Annotated in this window: 11 protein-coding genes; 7 read left to right on the plus strand and 4 right to left on the minus strand. The window is 68.4% G+C overall.

Going from position 1 to position 15,357, the window contains the following annotated elements; all coding sequences use genetic code 11:
* Positions 1-13 precede the first annotated feature (13 nt).
* Together QHF89_RS43170 and QHF89_RS43175 are read right to left on the minus strand one after the other, a co-directional pair.
* Positions 14-2,359, minus strand: coding sequence for a caspase family protein (locus QHF89_RS43170; protein WP_284721692.1), 2,346 nt, complete (start codon positions 2,357-2,359; stop codon positions 14-16).
* 28 nt (positions 2,360-2,387) lie between these two features.
* Positions 2,388-3,080: a zinc metalloprotease gene (locus QHF89_RS43175; protein ID WP_136967926.1), complete on the minus strand. Its 693-nt coding sequence runs from the start codon at positions 3,078-3,080 to the stop codon at positions 2,388-2,390.
* A 144-nt stretch (positions 3,081-3,224) separates the two neighbouring features.
* On the opposite strand from QHF89_RS43175, the gene QHF89_RS43180 reads away from it, so the two are divergent.
* The 7 genes from QHF89_RS43180 to QHF89_RS43205 all read left to right on the plus strand — a co-directional run bounded on the left by QHF89_RS43180 (position 3,225) and on the right by QHF89_RS43205 (position 13,209).
* Positions 3,225-3,890 carry a hypothetical protein gene (locus tag QHF89_RS43180; protein ID WP_136967927.1) on the plus strand — a complete coding sequence of 222 codons (666 nt, stop codon included), beginning with the start codon at positions 3,225-3,227 and terminating at the stop codon, positions 3,888-3,890.
* 11 nt (positions 3,891-3,901) lie between these two features.
* The gene (locus QHF89_RS43185; protein ID WP_136967928.1) at positions 3,902-4,693 is read left to right on the plus strand and encodes a S1 family peptidase; all 792 of its coding nucleotides are present in this window, start codon (positions 3,902-3,904) and stop codon (positions 4,691-4,693) included.
* A gap of 148 nt (positions 4,694-4,841) precedes the next feature.
* Positions 4,842-5,471, plus strand: coding sequence for a M15 family metallopeptidase (locus QHF89_RS43190; RefSeq protein ID WP_284721693.1), 630 nt, complete (start codon positions 4,842-4,844; stop codon positions 5,469-5,471).
* A gap of 31 nt (positions 5,472-5,502) precedes the next feature.
* On the plus strand, positions 5,503-9,105 hold the full coding sequence (locus QHF89_RS43195; protein WP_136967930.1) for a peptidoglycan-binding protein: 3,603 nt from the start codon (positions 5,503-5,505) through the stop codon (positions 9,103-9,105).
* Between the two features lie 996 nt (positions 9,106-10,101).
* Positions 10,102-11,088, plus strand: a complete 987-nt coding sequence (locus QHF89_RS43200) for an RCC1 domain-containing protein (RefSeq protein ID WP_284721694.1) — start codon at positions 10,102-10,104, stop codon at positions 11,086-11,088.
* 62 nt (positions 11,089-11,150) lie between these two features.
* A complete protein-coding gene (locus tag QHF89_RS50075) occupies positions 11,151-11,372 on the plus strand; it encodes a CPCC family cysteine-rich protein (protein WP_136934718.1) in 222 nt (73 codons plus the stop codon).
* Positions 11,373-11,514: 142 nt separating this feature from the next.
* Positions 11,515-13,209 carry an AMP-binding protein gene (locus QHF89_RS43205; RefSeq protein WP_136967932.1) on the plus strand — a complete coding sequence of 565 codons (1,695 nt, stop codon included), beginning with the start codon at positions 11,515-11,517 and terminating at the stop codon, positions 13,207-13,209.
* 33 nt (positions 13,210-13,242) lie between these two features.
* Here the strand turns inward: QHF89_RS43205 and QHF89_RS43210 are convergent, their stop codons facing one another.
* Both QHF89_RS43210 and QHF89_RS43215 read right to left on the minus strand, forming a co-directional pair.
* On the minus strand, positions 13,243-13,899 hold the full coding sequence (locus tag QHF89_RS43210; RefSeq protein WP_136967933.1) for a hypothetical protein: 657 nt from the start codon (positions 13,897-13,899) through the stop codon (positions 13,243-13,245).
* Positions 13,896-15,137, minus strand: coding sequence for an RCC1 domain-containing protein (locus QHF89_RS43215; RefSeq protein WP_284721695.1), 1,242 nt, complete (start codon positions 15,135-15,137; stop codon positions 13,896-13,898). Before QHF89_RS43215 ends, QHF89_RS43210 begins: the two co-directional genes overlap by 4 nt.
* Positions 15,138-15,357: the final 220 nt, after the last annotated feature.

Below are 15,357 nucleotides of genomic sequence, written 5' to 3' on the forward strand. Positions count from 1 at the left end.
CAAGGTCCGCGCATCACCTCCTGCGTGCGCGCGCGGGCTCCTGCCACACGAGCGCCGGCCCGAAGCCCCATAGCCGTTTCTCGACGCGCGCGAGCAGCGACGGGGTGGAGATCAGGCCCGCGCGCGCGCGGCTCGCGTCACGAATCGCAAGCCAGCTCTCGACCAGCATCGGCGGCACCGAGAATCGCCGCCGTCGGGCCCGCGCTCCTTCGATTCGTAATGCGAGGGCCTCCACGTCGGGATGCGCGCCGAGCTGTCTGCGCAGAGCGGCGAGCGCCTTCTTCAAGATCGACATGTGCTCCTCGCTCGGCTCACCCAGGGCGAGCAGCAGATACGCGCCGAGGAGGCGGAGCATCGGGTCTTCGCGGCTCGTCTGGATCGCATTCGCCAGCAACGCGGCGTCGCCCGCGGCTCGGCGCTCCTGCAAGGCGAGGCGGAGCAGCTCCGTCGTGCGCAGCGCGGAGCGTTTGGGGTCGAAGGATCTCCGACCAAGGAAGACGGCCGCGCTCTGCAGATCGGCGCGCCGACCGCCGGGGCCGTCGCTGTAATTCCGGAGCAGGAGGAAGACCTGGGTTTGACGCTCGCGTGTCGTGACGACGGTCTGGCTCAACGTGCCATGGGGCGTCTCGACGGAGAGGCAATACACGCCGGGATCGAGCTCCACGTTGCACGTCGCCCACGGCCCATCGGTCCCTGGGCCTCGCTTCGATTGGCGCTCGAAATCGACGAGCACGCGCCCTTTGGCGTCGCGCAGCGAGAGCCCGGCCGCAGGATGCGTGACGGCGGGCATCGGGAAGGGCCCCGGGGGGGGAGCGTCGCGCACGCCGAGGAAAAGCTCGCTGCCTTTTCCTATCTTCACACCGGGGACGCGGCTCTCGCGCCTCGCCTGCGCGCGGTATGCCTCCGGAGAGGCCGTGTTTTCGAGCGGCGCGGGCGACATGAAGAACCTCTCGTCCGCCAGGTTGACGAGCTCGACGAGCGGCATCCTCAGGTTCGGTCCACCAATGGCTGGCTCCCCCTGGAGCGTGCCGTCGTCCCACGTGACGCGGAGGGTCTTGGGCTCGGCGCCGGCGTCGCCCGACACCACGAGGTAAACGTAATTGAGGAGCGATCCCGTGCGCGCCTGGATCTTGAAAATCCCGGCGCGTTTCATCTCCTCCAGGTGCTCTCCGCCTCCGGTCGGCTCGATGGGACGGATCTCGAACGACCCGTCGACGAGAAAATAGTCGATTCCGGGATTCGCAAACACGAAGGCCAGCCGGTCATGGACGCGCGCTTCCGTGTAGCTGGTCCCCAAGTTGATTTCGGCCGTCCCGCTCTGGCTATACCCGGGCAACTCCAGCACCTGCGAGAGAATATGGATCCGCGCCAGGTAGAGCCCCGCGGGGAGCTCGAGCTCGACGCGCTCGCTCCGGGCCGTCTGCCGGACGACCTGTCGAAGGTCGCCGTCGAGCACGAGGAGCGGCTCGCCGACATGCTCCGGCCAGACGTGGATCACGAGCTTGAACTTCGCCTGCGGCGCGTGCGCGAGGAGAAGCTTCGTCACCTGGGGATCTTCGAAAGGTGTATACGGCTCCTTGCCGATGCTCGGATTGGGGTTCGCCCGCATCTCCACGGGGAGGAGCTTCCTCATGTTGGCCTGCAGGTAATTGGCGAGCGCTCCGGCCGTGATGTTCCCCTGCGCGTCGCTGGCGCCGCCGCGAAGGCCCATGAGGAGCGCCCGGGTGAACACGCCCATCGGCTTGCCGTCGAAGTCGAGCTCGCGCGCCTCCCGGTCGGATTTGGCCGCGTGCATGAACACGAACTGCGCCTCCGCGCCGCCCGTGGGTTGCTCCTTCTTGCAACGGGATGGGTCCGAAGGTGTTTGCGGGCCCGGCGTCGCGCAGCAGTCCATGAAAACGACGACCTGCTTGAAAAACGCGGGGTGGACGACGCACGTCCGCGCGAGCCTGGGGATGTTCGCGTGTTTGAATTTGCGCGTCGTCGCGTTCGCCGTCACGAGGACGTTCGCGTCGATGCTCCCGTACTCGAGCATCTGGCAACCATGACCCGAGACGTACAGGTAAAGCCGCCTCGCCTGCACTCCCTCGTCCTCCGCATGCACCTCGTCGAGGATCTTCGTGAGGGCGGCGGCGACGGTGACCTCGTTCGGCTGGGCGTCGGCGGCGCTCTTCGGCTCGGGGGGAATGAACTCGGAGGAGAGGATCAGCCGGGCTTGCGAGGCCGGGACGTCGCCGCCGTCCGGATCGGTCACCCACGCGTAAAACGCCTTCGCGTCGTTCTCGGGGCCCCGCAGATCCAGGTGCAGCCCGGGGTAACGCGAGATGCCCACCACGACGGCCCAATCGTCCTTCGCCATGACGAACGCCCTCCCTCGATGCATCGAATCACGGATACTGCTGCCGGATGAACGCCTTGTCCGTCGGCGAGAGGTCGTTGTTCCAGCCGATTTCGAGCCCGTCGAAGTTCCAGCTCTTCTTGATCCGGTAGAGCATGATCGAGGAGGGATCGAACGTCGTATAATTCGTATCCTCACGCACCTCGAAGATGTTCTTCCGGATGATCTCCCGGCTCCAATGGTTGGGCGGGCCGGAGAGGTCGGCGTAGACCTGCTCCTCGTTCCAGTGGATGCCCGCCGCAGGGCTCATGTGCTCGTGCGTGAGGCCGAGGGCGTGGCCGAATTCGTGGAGGACGACGGCGCGTATCCTTTCGTCGGGCGTATCCTCCCCGAAGCCCCCGAAGTTCATCGTCGGCTGCGTCGCGTCGGTGTACGGCGGAGAAAAACACTCCTTTCCGATGGCCGACCAGTTCCCTGGGTACTTGAAGGAGATCCGGATCGGGGTCGCGGCGGGTTTGCGGCGAAAGACGAACCGGAGGTCCGCGAGGCCGGGCGCCGTCCATTCTTTGGCGAAGGTCTTCACCTTTTCCTGGACCGAGGGGACACCGTCCAGAAAACACACCTCGATGCGGTCCCCGGGGTTCCATTTCGCCCCTCGGACGAGCGCCGCCCTGGGTTTCCCAGCAATCACCTCGCCGACCAGCAAGGCTCCACAAAAATCGTTCTTTGTACGGTCGCTCATGATGCCCCTCCTCGCGCGAGCGTCATCGTCACCATGAAATTGGAGCCGGGGGCGCGCGCGGCAAGGCGCCCTCTTGGGCCTCGCGGGGCGGACCATTATGTTTCCATCGCAACCGAAGTCGCTCGGACGCGAGGAGGAAGGGCGATGACCCGACGAGGAATGAAGTACGCGAGGACAGGGGCCGCCATGCTCATCACGCTCGCAGCCATCGCGGCGGGGTGTGAAAAGAGCTCGAATCCAGGGGAATCCCGACAAACGGTGACCGTCACGCTCGACGAGGGCAGCGTGGCGCAAGGCACCCAGATGGATGCGACCCAGGTGCGCGTCGACATCCGCAGCCAGACCGGGGTGTTGCAGCTCCGAGCCGATTTCCAGGCGGTCGGTCCGCAGAGGACCCTGATCACGTACACGTCGTTCCCGGCGGGCACGGACGGGGACATGTCGGCGCAGCCGCTGACCGCGTCCGCGCAAATGGACGTCGAGCTGCCGACGGTCGACCGCGCGATCGTCGGGGCCGCCCTCATCCAGGCCCAGGTGTCCCGCGCGATCCATTATTACTACGACAACTGGGGTTGTGACTTGCCCTCGGCGATCCGCGGGCCTACGAGCTGCGGTCCGAAGGGGCGTTGCTGCGACATCCACGACGCGTGTTACAAGAAGCACGAGTGCGGGGCCGGGAGCTGGCTCCGGCCCTGGACCCAGTGCCATCTTCTCTGCAATGTCCCGGCCGTCGCCTGCTTTTCGAGCAGCATCTTCAACCCCGGCCCGAGCGAATGTTGCGCGCGTGGAAACTGCGGCGATCCTCGATGACGTGACGAAACATGGCCCGGCGCTTCGCCCCCGCGTGCCTGGTCTTCGTCTGCGCGTGCACGCCGGGCCCCGAGGACGGGGCGCGTGAAGCCCCTACGGCCATCGTCGGCGGGCAGGTCGCGGCGCCGGGAGAATGGCCGACGGCGGTCTCGTCGGGGCGATGCGACGGCACGCTCGTGCATCCGCGGCTCGTGACCACGGCAGCGCATTGCCTCGCCCGCGGCGGGCCCGGCTCGTTTGCCTTCGGGGAGGCGCGTGATCACGCCGTTCGCACGGTGGCCGTCGACCGCTGCGTGGGCCACCCGGATCATGAACGGAGGAAAGGCGCCGACGTGGCTTTTTGTCTCCTCCGCGAGGCCGTGGACGATGTCCCGATCGTGCCCGTTCTTTCCGCGTGCGAGGCTGCCGAACACCTCACCCCCGGGGCCACGGCCATTCTGGTCGGATTCGGGGCCGCCGGCGAAGAGGAGCCCGGCGGCGGCCTGAAGCGGTGGGTCGAGGTGCCCGTGCACGGGACGCAGGCCGGGGCGCGGGAGGTCCTCGTCGGCACACGCGAAAAGGGCGCCTGCACAGGCGACTCGGGTGGCCCGGCCTTCCTCGAGCTTCCGGACGGCGCGTGGCGCGTGTTCGGCGTTTCGAGCCGCATGGCCCCGAGCACGGACCTCGGCCCGGCCGATCCCTGTGCGGGGAAGGCCATCTACACGTCGATCGCCGCGCATCTCGTGTGGATCGAGGAAAGCTCTGGGATCGATCTCACGCCTTTCGAGGAGGAGCGCTGCCCCCGCGCCGCTCGGCCTCCATGAAGACGCGCTGGATTTTCGGAGAGCACCTATTGCGCTGTGATGCCCGGACACAACATTCGAGAATGGGGAAAGGGGGTGCCATATGGCCGTGAGAGGTCAAAAGGGACCGTCCGCTCTTCGGAGCGCAGAACGCTTCGTCGCCGCGCACGTGGACGAAAGGATCGAAGACGAGCCCGTCGTGCTGGAGGAGGTCGATCCCTCCGAGGGCACGTCGCCGCCCGAGGACTGGGACGATCATGCCCACGAGGACGACGAAGACGTCTGGGAGGGCGTGGAGACGAGCGCCGCGGCGAGCAAGTCGAGCTTCGAAGCCGCACGGGGGAAGGCGCGATCCATCAATGGATTCAGCGTGGGGCCCGCGAAACGTATCGGCGTCAAGACGTACCGCGTCCCGGGCACGAAGGTATCCTTGCCGGTCCGCGCGATCATCGCCCCGCTGCTCATCGGCTTCGCCAAGGAATTCCACCAGAAGGTGGAGCGGCTCCGCAAGGGCTGGTGCTGGGGGCACGCGAATCGCAACATCCGCGGCTCGAAGCGGCCCTCGTTCCACGCGGCCGGCATCGCCATCGATCTGAACGCCCCGAAGCACCCGCTCGGGCGCAAGGGCACGTTCAGCGCGGCCCAGCGCAAAACGATCAACGCGCTTTGCAAGAAATACGGCCTTCGCTGGGGAGGCAACTACCGCCGCCGCAAGGACGAGATGCACTTCGAGGTGATCTTGCCCCGCGCGAAGGCGGTGGCGCTGGCGAAGCGGATCCAGAAGGGCGGGGCCCGGTAGCCCCGAGGCGAATACGGAGGGAGGGTCGGCCATGCAAAGAGGCGCGCGTAATCCGTTCACGGTCACATTGCTCGACGTCGGCGCCGAGCAGTACGGCGACGCCGTGCTCTGCCGGTTCGGCACGACCTCCGTGCTGATCGACGGGGCGCACCCGGGCAATGCCCGCCGCAAAGGCGGGCACCTCGCGATCCAGGAGCAGCTCCGGCCGCTCCTGCCCACGCGGGGGGGCGCGTCCGTGGTGACCCTCCTCCTCATTTCGCATGCGCATCAGGACCACATCGGGTGCCTGCCGCGGCTCGTGCGCGACGGGCACATCGTCGCCGAATGGGCGCTCGTGCCCGATGCGGACCTCGCCTGGGGGAAGACCGGCCGAGAGACCACGACCGAGGCGTCGCCGGCAGCGCGGCGTATTGCGGAGGCGCTGCGCGAGGAGCCCCTGGAGGGCGAGTCGGCGGCCGAGGAGAGCGCGTTCATCGAGTCCGCGCAGAGCCTCGAAGCCGAATACCGCGAGATGCTGGAGACGCTCTCCCGGAACGGGACGCGGGTCCTCTCTTTCAAGGGGAGCGACGACCCTGCGCTGCGGCCGCTCATGGCGGCGCTCGCGGAGGGCGGCGTCACCTTGAAGATCCTCGGCCCGACCCGGCGGCACGTGACCACCTGCGCCGAGGGCATGGCGAAGAACCTCGAGGCGCTGCGCATCGAGATTCAAAGGGCGCTCGAGGCCGCCGCCGTGCCGGGCGCGAGCGAGGAATCGGGGGAGGTGCACGAGCGCTCCGTCTATCGGAGGTATGCCGCCGCTTTCGGGGCCGAGCGCGAGGGGGCGGAGGCGGCCGGGACGCCGCGGGTCTCGAATTTCGTGAACCTCCAGAGCTCGGTGTTGCTCCTCGAATACAGCGGGAAAAAGCTCCTTCTCACGGGGGACATGCAGCTCGCGGATCCACAGACGAACGATCGGACGGTCCTCGCCGGGATGCGCGCGCTCACGAAGGCCATCGGGGAGCATGGTCCCTACGATTTCGTCAAGCTCTCGCACCACGGGAGCCACAACGGGATCAACGCCGAGCTCCTCGAGATCATGGGCCATCCGCGGCTGCTCGGCGTCTGCGCCGGCGAGACCAGCATGCGGCACCCGAACCCGGCGACGCTCGAGCTCATGAAAACCATGGCCGCGGAGCAGCACGGGAGGTGGGCGCGGACCGACGTCAATGGGCTCAGCACCATCACGTTCGACGGGGACGAGCCGACCGTGGCCGTCTCCTGCGGCCATATCAATGACGCGAGCCCGCCGCGCGGGCCTGCGCGCCGGCGGAGGCCGGCCTCCACGGAGGCGGCATTGGTCCGGCGCTCGCGCGGAGCACCCATCCCTTCGGGTCCCTGCGCCGCGCCGGCCCGGGGAGAAGAGAGCATGTCGATGCAGGAAGGGGAGAGGGGCATGAACGACAGGGGAGCATTGTCGAACGAGGCGGGCCGCGTGACCGGCGGCTACGAATCCCACGCGAGCGAGCAGGAGCCCGCTTCGTGCGCGAGCACGACCGAGGCGGCCGCCATCACGAGACCCGCGAGCCTCCTCGAATACGTGCCGGGGTACGAGCGGCCGCGGGCCCCCGGCGCCGTGGCCCCGGAGCCGTCCGACAGGGTTCTCCTTCCCTCACACCTCAAGGCGAGCGCGCCGCGGCTCGCGCGGTCGCTCGACGCTCCGCGGGAGGCGACGGAGGCTTCACGCATGCGTGTGGCCAGGAGCGCCGCGTTCATCGTGTTCGGCCCGGATGATCGGGTCCGGGTCCCGCGGACCGAGGCCGCTCCTTACCGAGCGATCTGCGCGCTCCGGATCACGGGCGCCAATGGCGAGCGGTACGTCGGCACCGGATGGCTCATCAATCCCCGTACCGTCGTCACGGCGGGGCATTGCGTCTACGATTGCCAAGCAATGGGCGGGTGGGCGACCTCGATCGAGGTGATTCCGGCGCTCGACGGCACCCGGCAGCCCTTCGGCTCCGTCGTGGCGAAGCGCTTTCGCCTGGTGTCCGGGTGGCTCGAAGACCGGTCGCCGGAATACGATTACGCCGCGATCCTGCTCGACGAGCCGGTCCAGATGAACGAGGGCTTTTTCATGCCCGAGGCCCTGCCCCCCGCGGAGCTCGAGGGGGCCCTGGTCAACATCGCGGGATATCCGCAGGAGCCCGATTCCGCCACCCGGTTGTACTATCACGCGCGCGCGCTGAAGGACGTCGGGGGCCGCATCGTCCAGTACGACATCGACACCTTCGGCGGGCAGAGCGGGGCTCCGGTTTGGTTGACACGCCCGAACGGCGAGCGCGTCGTGGTCGCGATTCACACGAGCGGCCCGCGCGCCGGTATCCCGTGGAACTCGGGCCTGCGCATCACGACGGCCGTGCTCGCGAGCCTGCGGCGCTGGGCCGAGGAGGCGACACTCGAACGGCGCGCCCGACGTCGTGGTCTCTTGGCTCCGGCGGCGGACCTCCCGGTGGAGAGCGCGCGGGCTCCCTCGCCGGCAATACCTGGCAAGGAAATCACGGGCAAAGTGGTCGACGAGAACAACCGCCCGCTCGCCGGCGCCACCGTGACGATCGCCCGCCGTGGGGCGCGCGCGATTGCCACGACCTCCGCACAGGACGGCTCCTTCTCGTTGCCCATGGCCCATCCCGGGCTTCACTTCCTGAGGGCGCGCTTGGGCGATGCGACGACGATCAAGAGGATCACGCACGAGCCAGCGTCCCCGGTGACGCTCGTCCTCGCGCCGCAGGCCGAGATCCCGGCGAACGCCACCGAGGCGGGCGCGGCGAGGCCTGGAGGCCCGCTCGCCGGAAGGACGTTGCCGGCGGCGAACCTGAAACGCGGCGCGAAAGGCGCGGCCGTGAAGGCCCTGCAAGCCGCGCTCGTGAAGCTCGGCCACATGACACAGGCCGAGATGAACACGGGCGCGGGAAGGTTCGGCCCGAAGACGGAGGCGGCGCTGAAGAAGTTCCAGGCCAAGCACGGCGTGCCGAGCACGGGCACCTATGGGCCGAAGACGCGCGCCGCATTCGTGAAGCTCGGCGCCAAGATGGGCCCGGCCAAGCCCGCGCCCGGGAAGAAGGGCCCGACGCGGGGCGGCGTCACCCTGGCCGAGCTCCGCGCCATCATGCCGAACCTCTCGGCGGCGCGCGCGCGAAAATGCTTGCCGCACCTCAACAAGGCCATGAAGGAGTTCGCCATCGATACGAAGAAGCGAATGGCGGCGTTCCTCGCGCAGCTCGCGCACGAGAGCGGCGAGCTCGTGTACTTCGAGGAGCTCGCGTCCGGGGATGCCTACGAGGGACGCAAGGATCTCGGCAACACCCACCCCGGGGACGGTCGACGTTACAAGGGCCGGGGCCCGATCCAGATCACGGGGCGCAGCAACTACCGCGCCGCGGGCAAGGCCCTGGGGATCGACTTGCAAAAGAGGCCGAAGCTCGCCGCTCGTATCGACGTGGGCTTCCGCGTGGCAGGCTGGTTCTGGAAGACCCGCAAGCTGAATGCCCTCGCGGACCGGGGCAACTTCAAGAAAATCACGTACCGCATCAACGGCGGTTACCGTGGGCTCGCGCGTCGGACGGTGTATTACCGCCGTGCGCTCCGGGTTCTCGCCTGAACGCGGCTGGATACCCGCGGGATGGTTGTGTCACCGTCCACGGTCCCGCCGGGCAACCGCGGGAGGGCGGAGGCGGCAGCCTCCGGCGAAAGTGCGCGGCGTGCCTTGCACGCACGCGAATTGCCCGAGGCCGATTGCTCGGTGGGTGGTGCACGCGTGCAACGCGCTCCAAACGATCTGCGCGGCGTGCCTTGCACGTGCGCAAGAGACGTCGTGCCCGCGGCGCGGGAGCACTTGCGCGCGTGCAAGTGTCGCCGTGACGGGGGCCTGTCGGTATTTGCATCGACGCAAGCGCGCGGATCATGGCGTCACAGCCGCCGTTGCGCCGATGCACCCCACGTTGCGCCCGTGTCCCGGGCGCCTTTGCGTCGCTGCAGGGACGATCGTGCAGGCGGTTGCGCTCGATTTGCGTCGATGCAGTCGCGGGCGAGGCGCGGGGGTGGCCACTCGATCACGCGCACATGTTGGACGACCCGGTCGTCACGAGGGAGGGCGCTCTCTACATGGACGCTCGCCCAACGTGGACTCTCCCCCAGAAGGCAGAGAGGGTGTCCGGTTGACGAGCGGTTTGGCGCTGAGGTAGCAACGGGCGTGCGCCAGAACGTTCCCTCCGCCGGACGCCAGGCATGCCGCCGGGATGTCGTCTTCTTGTTTCTGTCTTTCGCGGCCTCGTCTTGTGGCACGACCGCTCCGGCCGCTCCGCCCGCGAACACCCAACCAACCGCAGCCCTTTCGTCGCCGAGCGCTCTGCCTTCTGCGACACCGAGCCCCCCGCGGCCTGGGTTCGTCGTCGCCCGATCCCGCCTCGTCGCCGGGGATCACATCACCTGCTTGCTCCGCGAGGGCGAGGTGTTCTGCTGGGGGCGCGGAGAGGATGGCGTTCCAGGACAAGGCAACAAGCTCGATCTGGGGGACGTGCCCGGGGCTCTCTCCCGCGCGGCGCCCATCGATTTCGGTCGTCGCAAGGGCGCACGTGAAACGGCAACGGTCCTCGGCGTGGGAGCGCGGCACGCCTGCGCGGCGCTGGCCCCTCTTCCCGGCGAACGAAACGCGCGGCTCGCCTGCTGGGGGTATGCGCACGCCCTCGGGCTCGCCGACAACCGCGGCGATTCTCCGGGGGAGCTCGGGGATGCCTGGCCCAAAATCGATATGGGCGAAGGGACCATCCTCTCCCTCGCGGCGGGGATCAAGTACACCTGCGCGCTCGTCGAGGACGGGGCCGCGCGGGAGGTGCGTTGTTTCGGGGAGATCCCGGGCGGCAAGGAGCACTTCGTCCCGGTGCAAGCTGTCGATTTCGGCACGAAGGCGAGGCCCTTCGCGATGGCGGCGGGGAACCTCTCGCTCAGCGTCGCATTCGAGGACGGGCACGTCCGTTCCCTCGGCGTCGTGGGAAAGGACGTGTTGGATGCACCGAACACCCACGTCGGCACGGAGCTCCTCGTGCCGCTCCCCGGCCGCACCCTGGCCCTCGTCGGCGGCGCCGGCGGCTCGTGCGCGCGGGGTGAGGACGGCTCTCTGCGCTGCTGGGACTTCCTCGACGGAGGCGCGATCGGCCACCGCCATTGCCCCGTCTTATCCGCGCCGATCTCGCTGGGGAAAGGACTCCGCGCCGTCTCGATGGCGACCTCCGGGAGCAGGTTCTGCGCGATCGTCGAGGGGGAGAGCGCCGCGCCGCGGGTGAAGTGCTGGGGGATCAATCAACTGGGGGCGCTCGGCGTGGGGGACGACCTCGATCGTTGCAAGAGCGAATCCCTCGGCGATGCGCTCCCGTTCGTCGATCTCGGGACGAACAGCCCCGTCGAGGAGATCGCCGTGGGAGCCTCGCATACGTGCGCCCTCTTCGGCGGAGCCGATGCAGGGCGGGTGAAATGCTGGGGAGCGGGGATCTTCGGTGAACTCGGGAGCGGGGAGAAGAATCGATCGTATGGCAGGTCTTCGGACACGATGGGGAGCCACCTGCCGTTTGTTTCGCTTCCGCGCTGAGGAGTCTTACCGCGCATCTGAGGCACTTCGATGGGGCTGATCTCTGAAACAGGTGAAACAAGATGGCTGTTGACGCTTCTCTCCATGCCTGTCCGTGTTGCGGTAAGCGCACGCTGCCGGAGCGAGGCCATTACGACATCTGTGACAACTGCGACTGGGAAGACGACCCAAGTCAAGAGTCATCGCCAGACCGCGGAGGTGGTGCCAACGTCGTGAGTTTGGAGGAAGCTAGGAAAAACTACGCCAAGTATGGCGTGAGCGACCCTGTTGATTGTACTCGCTAGCGCGGGTCCGCTGGATGCCCCGGTCGTCACGCAATGGCCACGGGCGAGCCGCGTGGTCCGACCCCCGCGCGCGCAGGCCGCAGGGGCATCCCTTCCTCCTTGGGCGCGCGTTATGTGGGTCGTATACTCCACAGCCGCCCCCATGACCGCCACGGACCTCTTCCTCCGCGCCCGCGACCACCTGCTCGCCACACGCGACGACCACGACCGCGCATGCGCGGGCTTCTCCTGGCCCGCGCTCGAGCACTTCAACTGGGCCATCGACTGGTTCGACGTGTACGCCCGCGGCAACACCCGCCGCGCGCTCTGGATCGTCGACGCGTCGGGCGCCGAGACGACCGCCACGTTTGCCGAGCTGTCCGAGCGCTCCACGCGCGTGGCGCATTTCCTCCACGGGCTCGGCGTCGAACGCGGCGCGCGTGTCCTGGTCATGCTCCCCAACGTGCTGCCGCTGTGGGAGGTGCTGCTCGGCGCCGCGAAGATCGGCGCGGTGATCATCCCGGCCACGACGCAGCTCACCGCGGAGGACGTGGCCGACCGGCTCACGCGTGGTGACGTGCGCTGCGTGGTCGCCGAGTCGGCCGTCGCCGACCGCTTCGGCGCCGTCGACCCGCGCGTGGTGCGCATCGCCGTGGGCGAGCCCGTCGAGGGCTGGACGCGTTACGACGACGCCTACGCCGCGCCCGCCACCTTGCCCACGAGCGCCACGCCCACGGGCGCGACCGACCCGCTGCTGCTCTATTTCACCTCGGGCACCACGGCGAAACCCAAGCTCGTGCTGCACACCCACCAGAGTTATCCCGTCGGGCACCTGTCCACGATGTACTGGGTGGGGCTGCGCGAAGGGGACACGCACCTCAACATCAGCTCGCCCGGCTGGGCCAAGCACGCATGGTCGAGCGTGTTCGCGCCGTGGAACGCCGGTGCCACGGTGCTCGTCCACGCGTACAAGCGCTTCGTGCCCACCGCCACGCTCGACCTGCTCGCGCGGTGCAAGGTGGACACGTTATGCGCGCCGCCGACCGTGTGGCGGATGCTCATCCTCGAAAACCTCGCGGCGCACTCCGTGGTGCTGCGCGAGGCCGTGAGCGCCGGCGAGCCGCTCAACCCCGAGATCATCGACGCCGTACGGCGCGCGTGGAACCTCACGGTGCGCGACGGCTACGGGCAGACGGAGACGACGGCGCAGATCGGCAATACGCCCGGAATGACCGTCGTGCCCGGAACGATGGGCCGGCCGCTGCCAGGTTATACCGTCGCCTTGCTCGACGCCGAGGGCCGCGCCGGCGCCGAGGGCGAGATCGCGCTCGCGCTCGATCCGCGGCCGATGGGGCTCATGGCGGGTTACCTCGACGACGAGGCGCGCACCGCAGACGTCACCGCAGGCGGATACTACCGCACGGGTGACGAAGCCGTGCGTGACGCGGCGGGGCTCTACACCTTCGTCGGCCGCGGCGACGACGTGTTCAAGAGCTCCGACTACCGCATCAGCCCGTTCGAGCTGGAGAGCGCGCTCCTCGAGCACCCGGCCGTGGCGGAAGCCGCGGTGGTGCCGAGCCCCGACCCCGTGCGCACGAGCGTGCCCAAGGCCTTCGTGGTGCTCGCGCCCGGCATTGCGCCCACGCAGGGCACCGCGCAGGCCATCTTGCAGTTCGCGCGCGAGCGGCTCGCCCCGTACAAGCGCGTGCGGCGGATCGAGTTCACCGAGCTGCCCAAGACCATCTCGGGCAAGATCCGCCGCGTCGAGCTGCGCAAGCTCGAAGCCGCGCGCCGCGCGCGAAACGAGCGCGGCGCGCTGGAATGGACGACCGAGGACTTCGGCGAGGGCCGGGGCTGAGCACCTTCCTCGTCGGCGCTAGACTCGTCGGCGCTAGAAACCGTAGCCCATACGTACCCCGTACCGGCGCCTGGACGGTTCGTCCAGCGGTACCTCCATATCGAACGCGATCGTGTTGGGAAACATGATCATGAGCCACGAGACCGGATCTCTTTCGAAGATCGACCAGACCGCGGGGAGGGACACTCCAAGACCGAACTTATAGTCCCAGCCGTGTCCTGCCTCCGGCAACCGATCGCTCAATCCATCTGCGAAGACCATCGTCAAGGCCGAGCTCACGTAAAACTGAACGTGGGGCCAGGCGCGCGAGAAGAGCTCGACCTTTTCGCCTCGCGCGACGCCCAGGCGAAGCTCGGGGCCGACGGCGAAACGTGGGACCTCGACCTCCCCAAAAACGCCGCGAGGATCGTCGACGGTCACCTTTCCGCCGCTCAGGTGCATGCCGGTGCCCAGGAAGGGCGACCAGCCCGGGACCTTGATGGTGCGCGCGAGAAAGACACCCGCATAAAGCTGCCCATCCAACGTGAACGTCCCGCCGCCTTTCCGCACGCCAAAGGCGACGTCGCCGTGCCAATAGCGGAAGCCCAGCTTGGTCGGCGCTTCGGGCGGAGGGAGCTCCTGCGCGGTTTGCGCCGCGGCCGGCGCGGAGAGCAGCAAGAGCGCGAGCGCGAGGCCCATGGGTCTGCTCATGGCTCGAGCCCCCCCGATGCCCCGTGGTTGTTGGTTCCCCAGCAATAAATCTCGTCGTCCTGGTTCCGCGCGCAGGTGTGCGCGCTGCCGCAGACCATTTCGACGATACGCCCGGGGACCTGCGTGACGGCGCTCGGTGGCCTCTCCAGGGACCGGACGTCGCTCCCGAGCTGGAGAGATTGGTTGCTGCCCCAGCAGATGGCGCTCCCGTTGGCCTGCCACGCGCAGGTGTGATAGCCGCCTGCGGCGACACCCACGGCGCCGATCACGCCCGGGACCGTCACCGGCTTGCGACGACAATCGCGCGGGCACGATAGATCCTCTCCGTTACAGCATTCGTTGCTGCCTGCAGAGACACCACACTCGCCGTTTTGATTGCGGCCCCAGCACCAGACGCTCCTGTCGTCGAGGACCGCGCAGGCATGCGCCTCGCCCACCGCGATGGCCTTCGCGGGCATGGGCAGCTCGACCCGCTCGGCGGACAGACCCCCGGGCTGATCATACGTGGCATCGGCGCCCCAGCACCAGACGGCGCCCTCGACGTCGAGCGCGCAGACCCGGTTCGCGCCCGCCGCCATTTGCGTGATGTCCCGCAAAGGAAAGCTCTGGGCGTCCACCACCACCACGGGGGTCTTGCTCAACGCTACATTGCTCCCGCGCCCGAGCATTTGCTGGTCGACGCCTCCCCAGCAGCGCACCAGGCCGCCCTCGTCCAGCGCGCAGGCGACATGGCTGCGTTTGGCGGGGAACTCACTGTCGTCGACGGATCTCCCCGCGACGACGGTCGTGGTGGGTTCGAGCCCTTTGACGCTCGCTGGCTCCGTCACGCAGAACGAGTCGCCTGAGCTACAGGCCGCCGTCACGCCGAGCTGACCGTCGCCGTTGTTGCCCCAGCAGCGGACCGTGTGGTCTTCGAGCACCGCACACGAACCCGAGGCCCCGGCCCCGACGTGGATCACCTTGGCGAGGATGGGCACCGGTTGGGGCGCCGCGGAAAATGCGGCGCCGTCCGCCAGGGCTTTGCCGAGTTCACCCCGGTCGCCCTTGCCCCAACACGCCAAGTTGCCATTTCGGAGGGTCGCGCAGGTATGCGAAAGTCCCGCGCTGAGCTGCGCCGCCGGGGCCACGTCGATGCGCGTCGGGGCGGAGGAACCATCGGTGGAGGTACAGGCAACGGTGCTCGCCGCGAATACGAGCGAAGCCAAGCCGAGCCAAACGGTAGAGGGGGGTTCCCGCATGAATGTCATCCTGAAGTGGGGGTCCAGTGGCAAGGAGCGAGGTGCGATTGCAAGGACCGGTCCACAGCGCTCGATCCTCGGGAAACCGCGGCTTTGACGGGAGGGCGCGCGAGGCGCCCGGGAGGAACGTGGCGGCAGGCCGAACGATCCGGTTCGAGGGGGAGACGATTTACGCGGTGGTCGCGCGAAAGGCGCTTCCAGACGCGCGCAGGAGCCTTCG

Origin of the sequence: Polyangium sorediatum, from assembly GCF_029946465.1 — a bacterium.
GTDB classification, from domain to species: domain Bacteria; phylum Myxococcota_A; class Polyangia; order Polyangiales; family Polyangiaceae; genus Polyangium; species Polyangium fumosum.

Coding starts and splice junctions, on each gene's coding strand:
- QHF89_RS43170 (WP_284721692.1), bottom strand. CDS start 2,359: ATGGCGAAGGACGATTGGGCCGTCGTGGTGGGCATCTCGCGTTACCCC.
- QHF89_RS43175 (WP_136967926.1), bottom strand. CDS start 3,080: ATGAGCGACCGTACAAAGAACGATTTTTGTGGAGCCTTGCTGGTCGGC.
- QHF89_RS43180 (WP_136967927.1), top strand. CDS start 3,225: ATGACCCGACGAGGAATGAAGTACGCGAGGACAGGGGCCGCCATGCTC.
- QHF89_RS43185 (WP_136967928.1), top strand. CDS start 3,902: ATGGCCCGGCGCTTCGCCCCCGCGTGCCTGGTCTTCGTCTGCGCGTGC.
- QHF89_RS43195 (WP_136967930.1), top strand. CDS start 5,503: ATGCAAAGAGGCGCGCGTAATCCGTTCACGGTCACATTGCTCGACGTC.
- QHF89_RS50075 (WP_136934718.1), top strand. CDS start 11,151: ATGGCTGTTGACGCTTCTCTCCATGCCTGTCCGTGTTGCGGTAAGCGC.
- QHF89_RS43205 (WP_136967932.1), top strand. CDS start 11,515: ATGACCGCCACGGACCTCTTCCTCCGCGCCCGCGACCACCTGCTCGCC.
- QHF89_RS43210 (WP_136967933.1), bottom strand. CDS start 13,899: ATGAGCAGACCCATGGGCCTCGCGCTCGCGCTCTTGCTGCTCTCCGCG.
- QHF89_RS43215 (WP_284721695.1), bottom strand. CDS start 15,137: ATGCGGGAACCCCCCTCTACCGTTTGGCTCGGCTTGGCTTCGCTCGTA.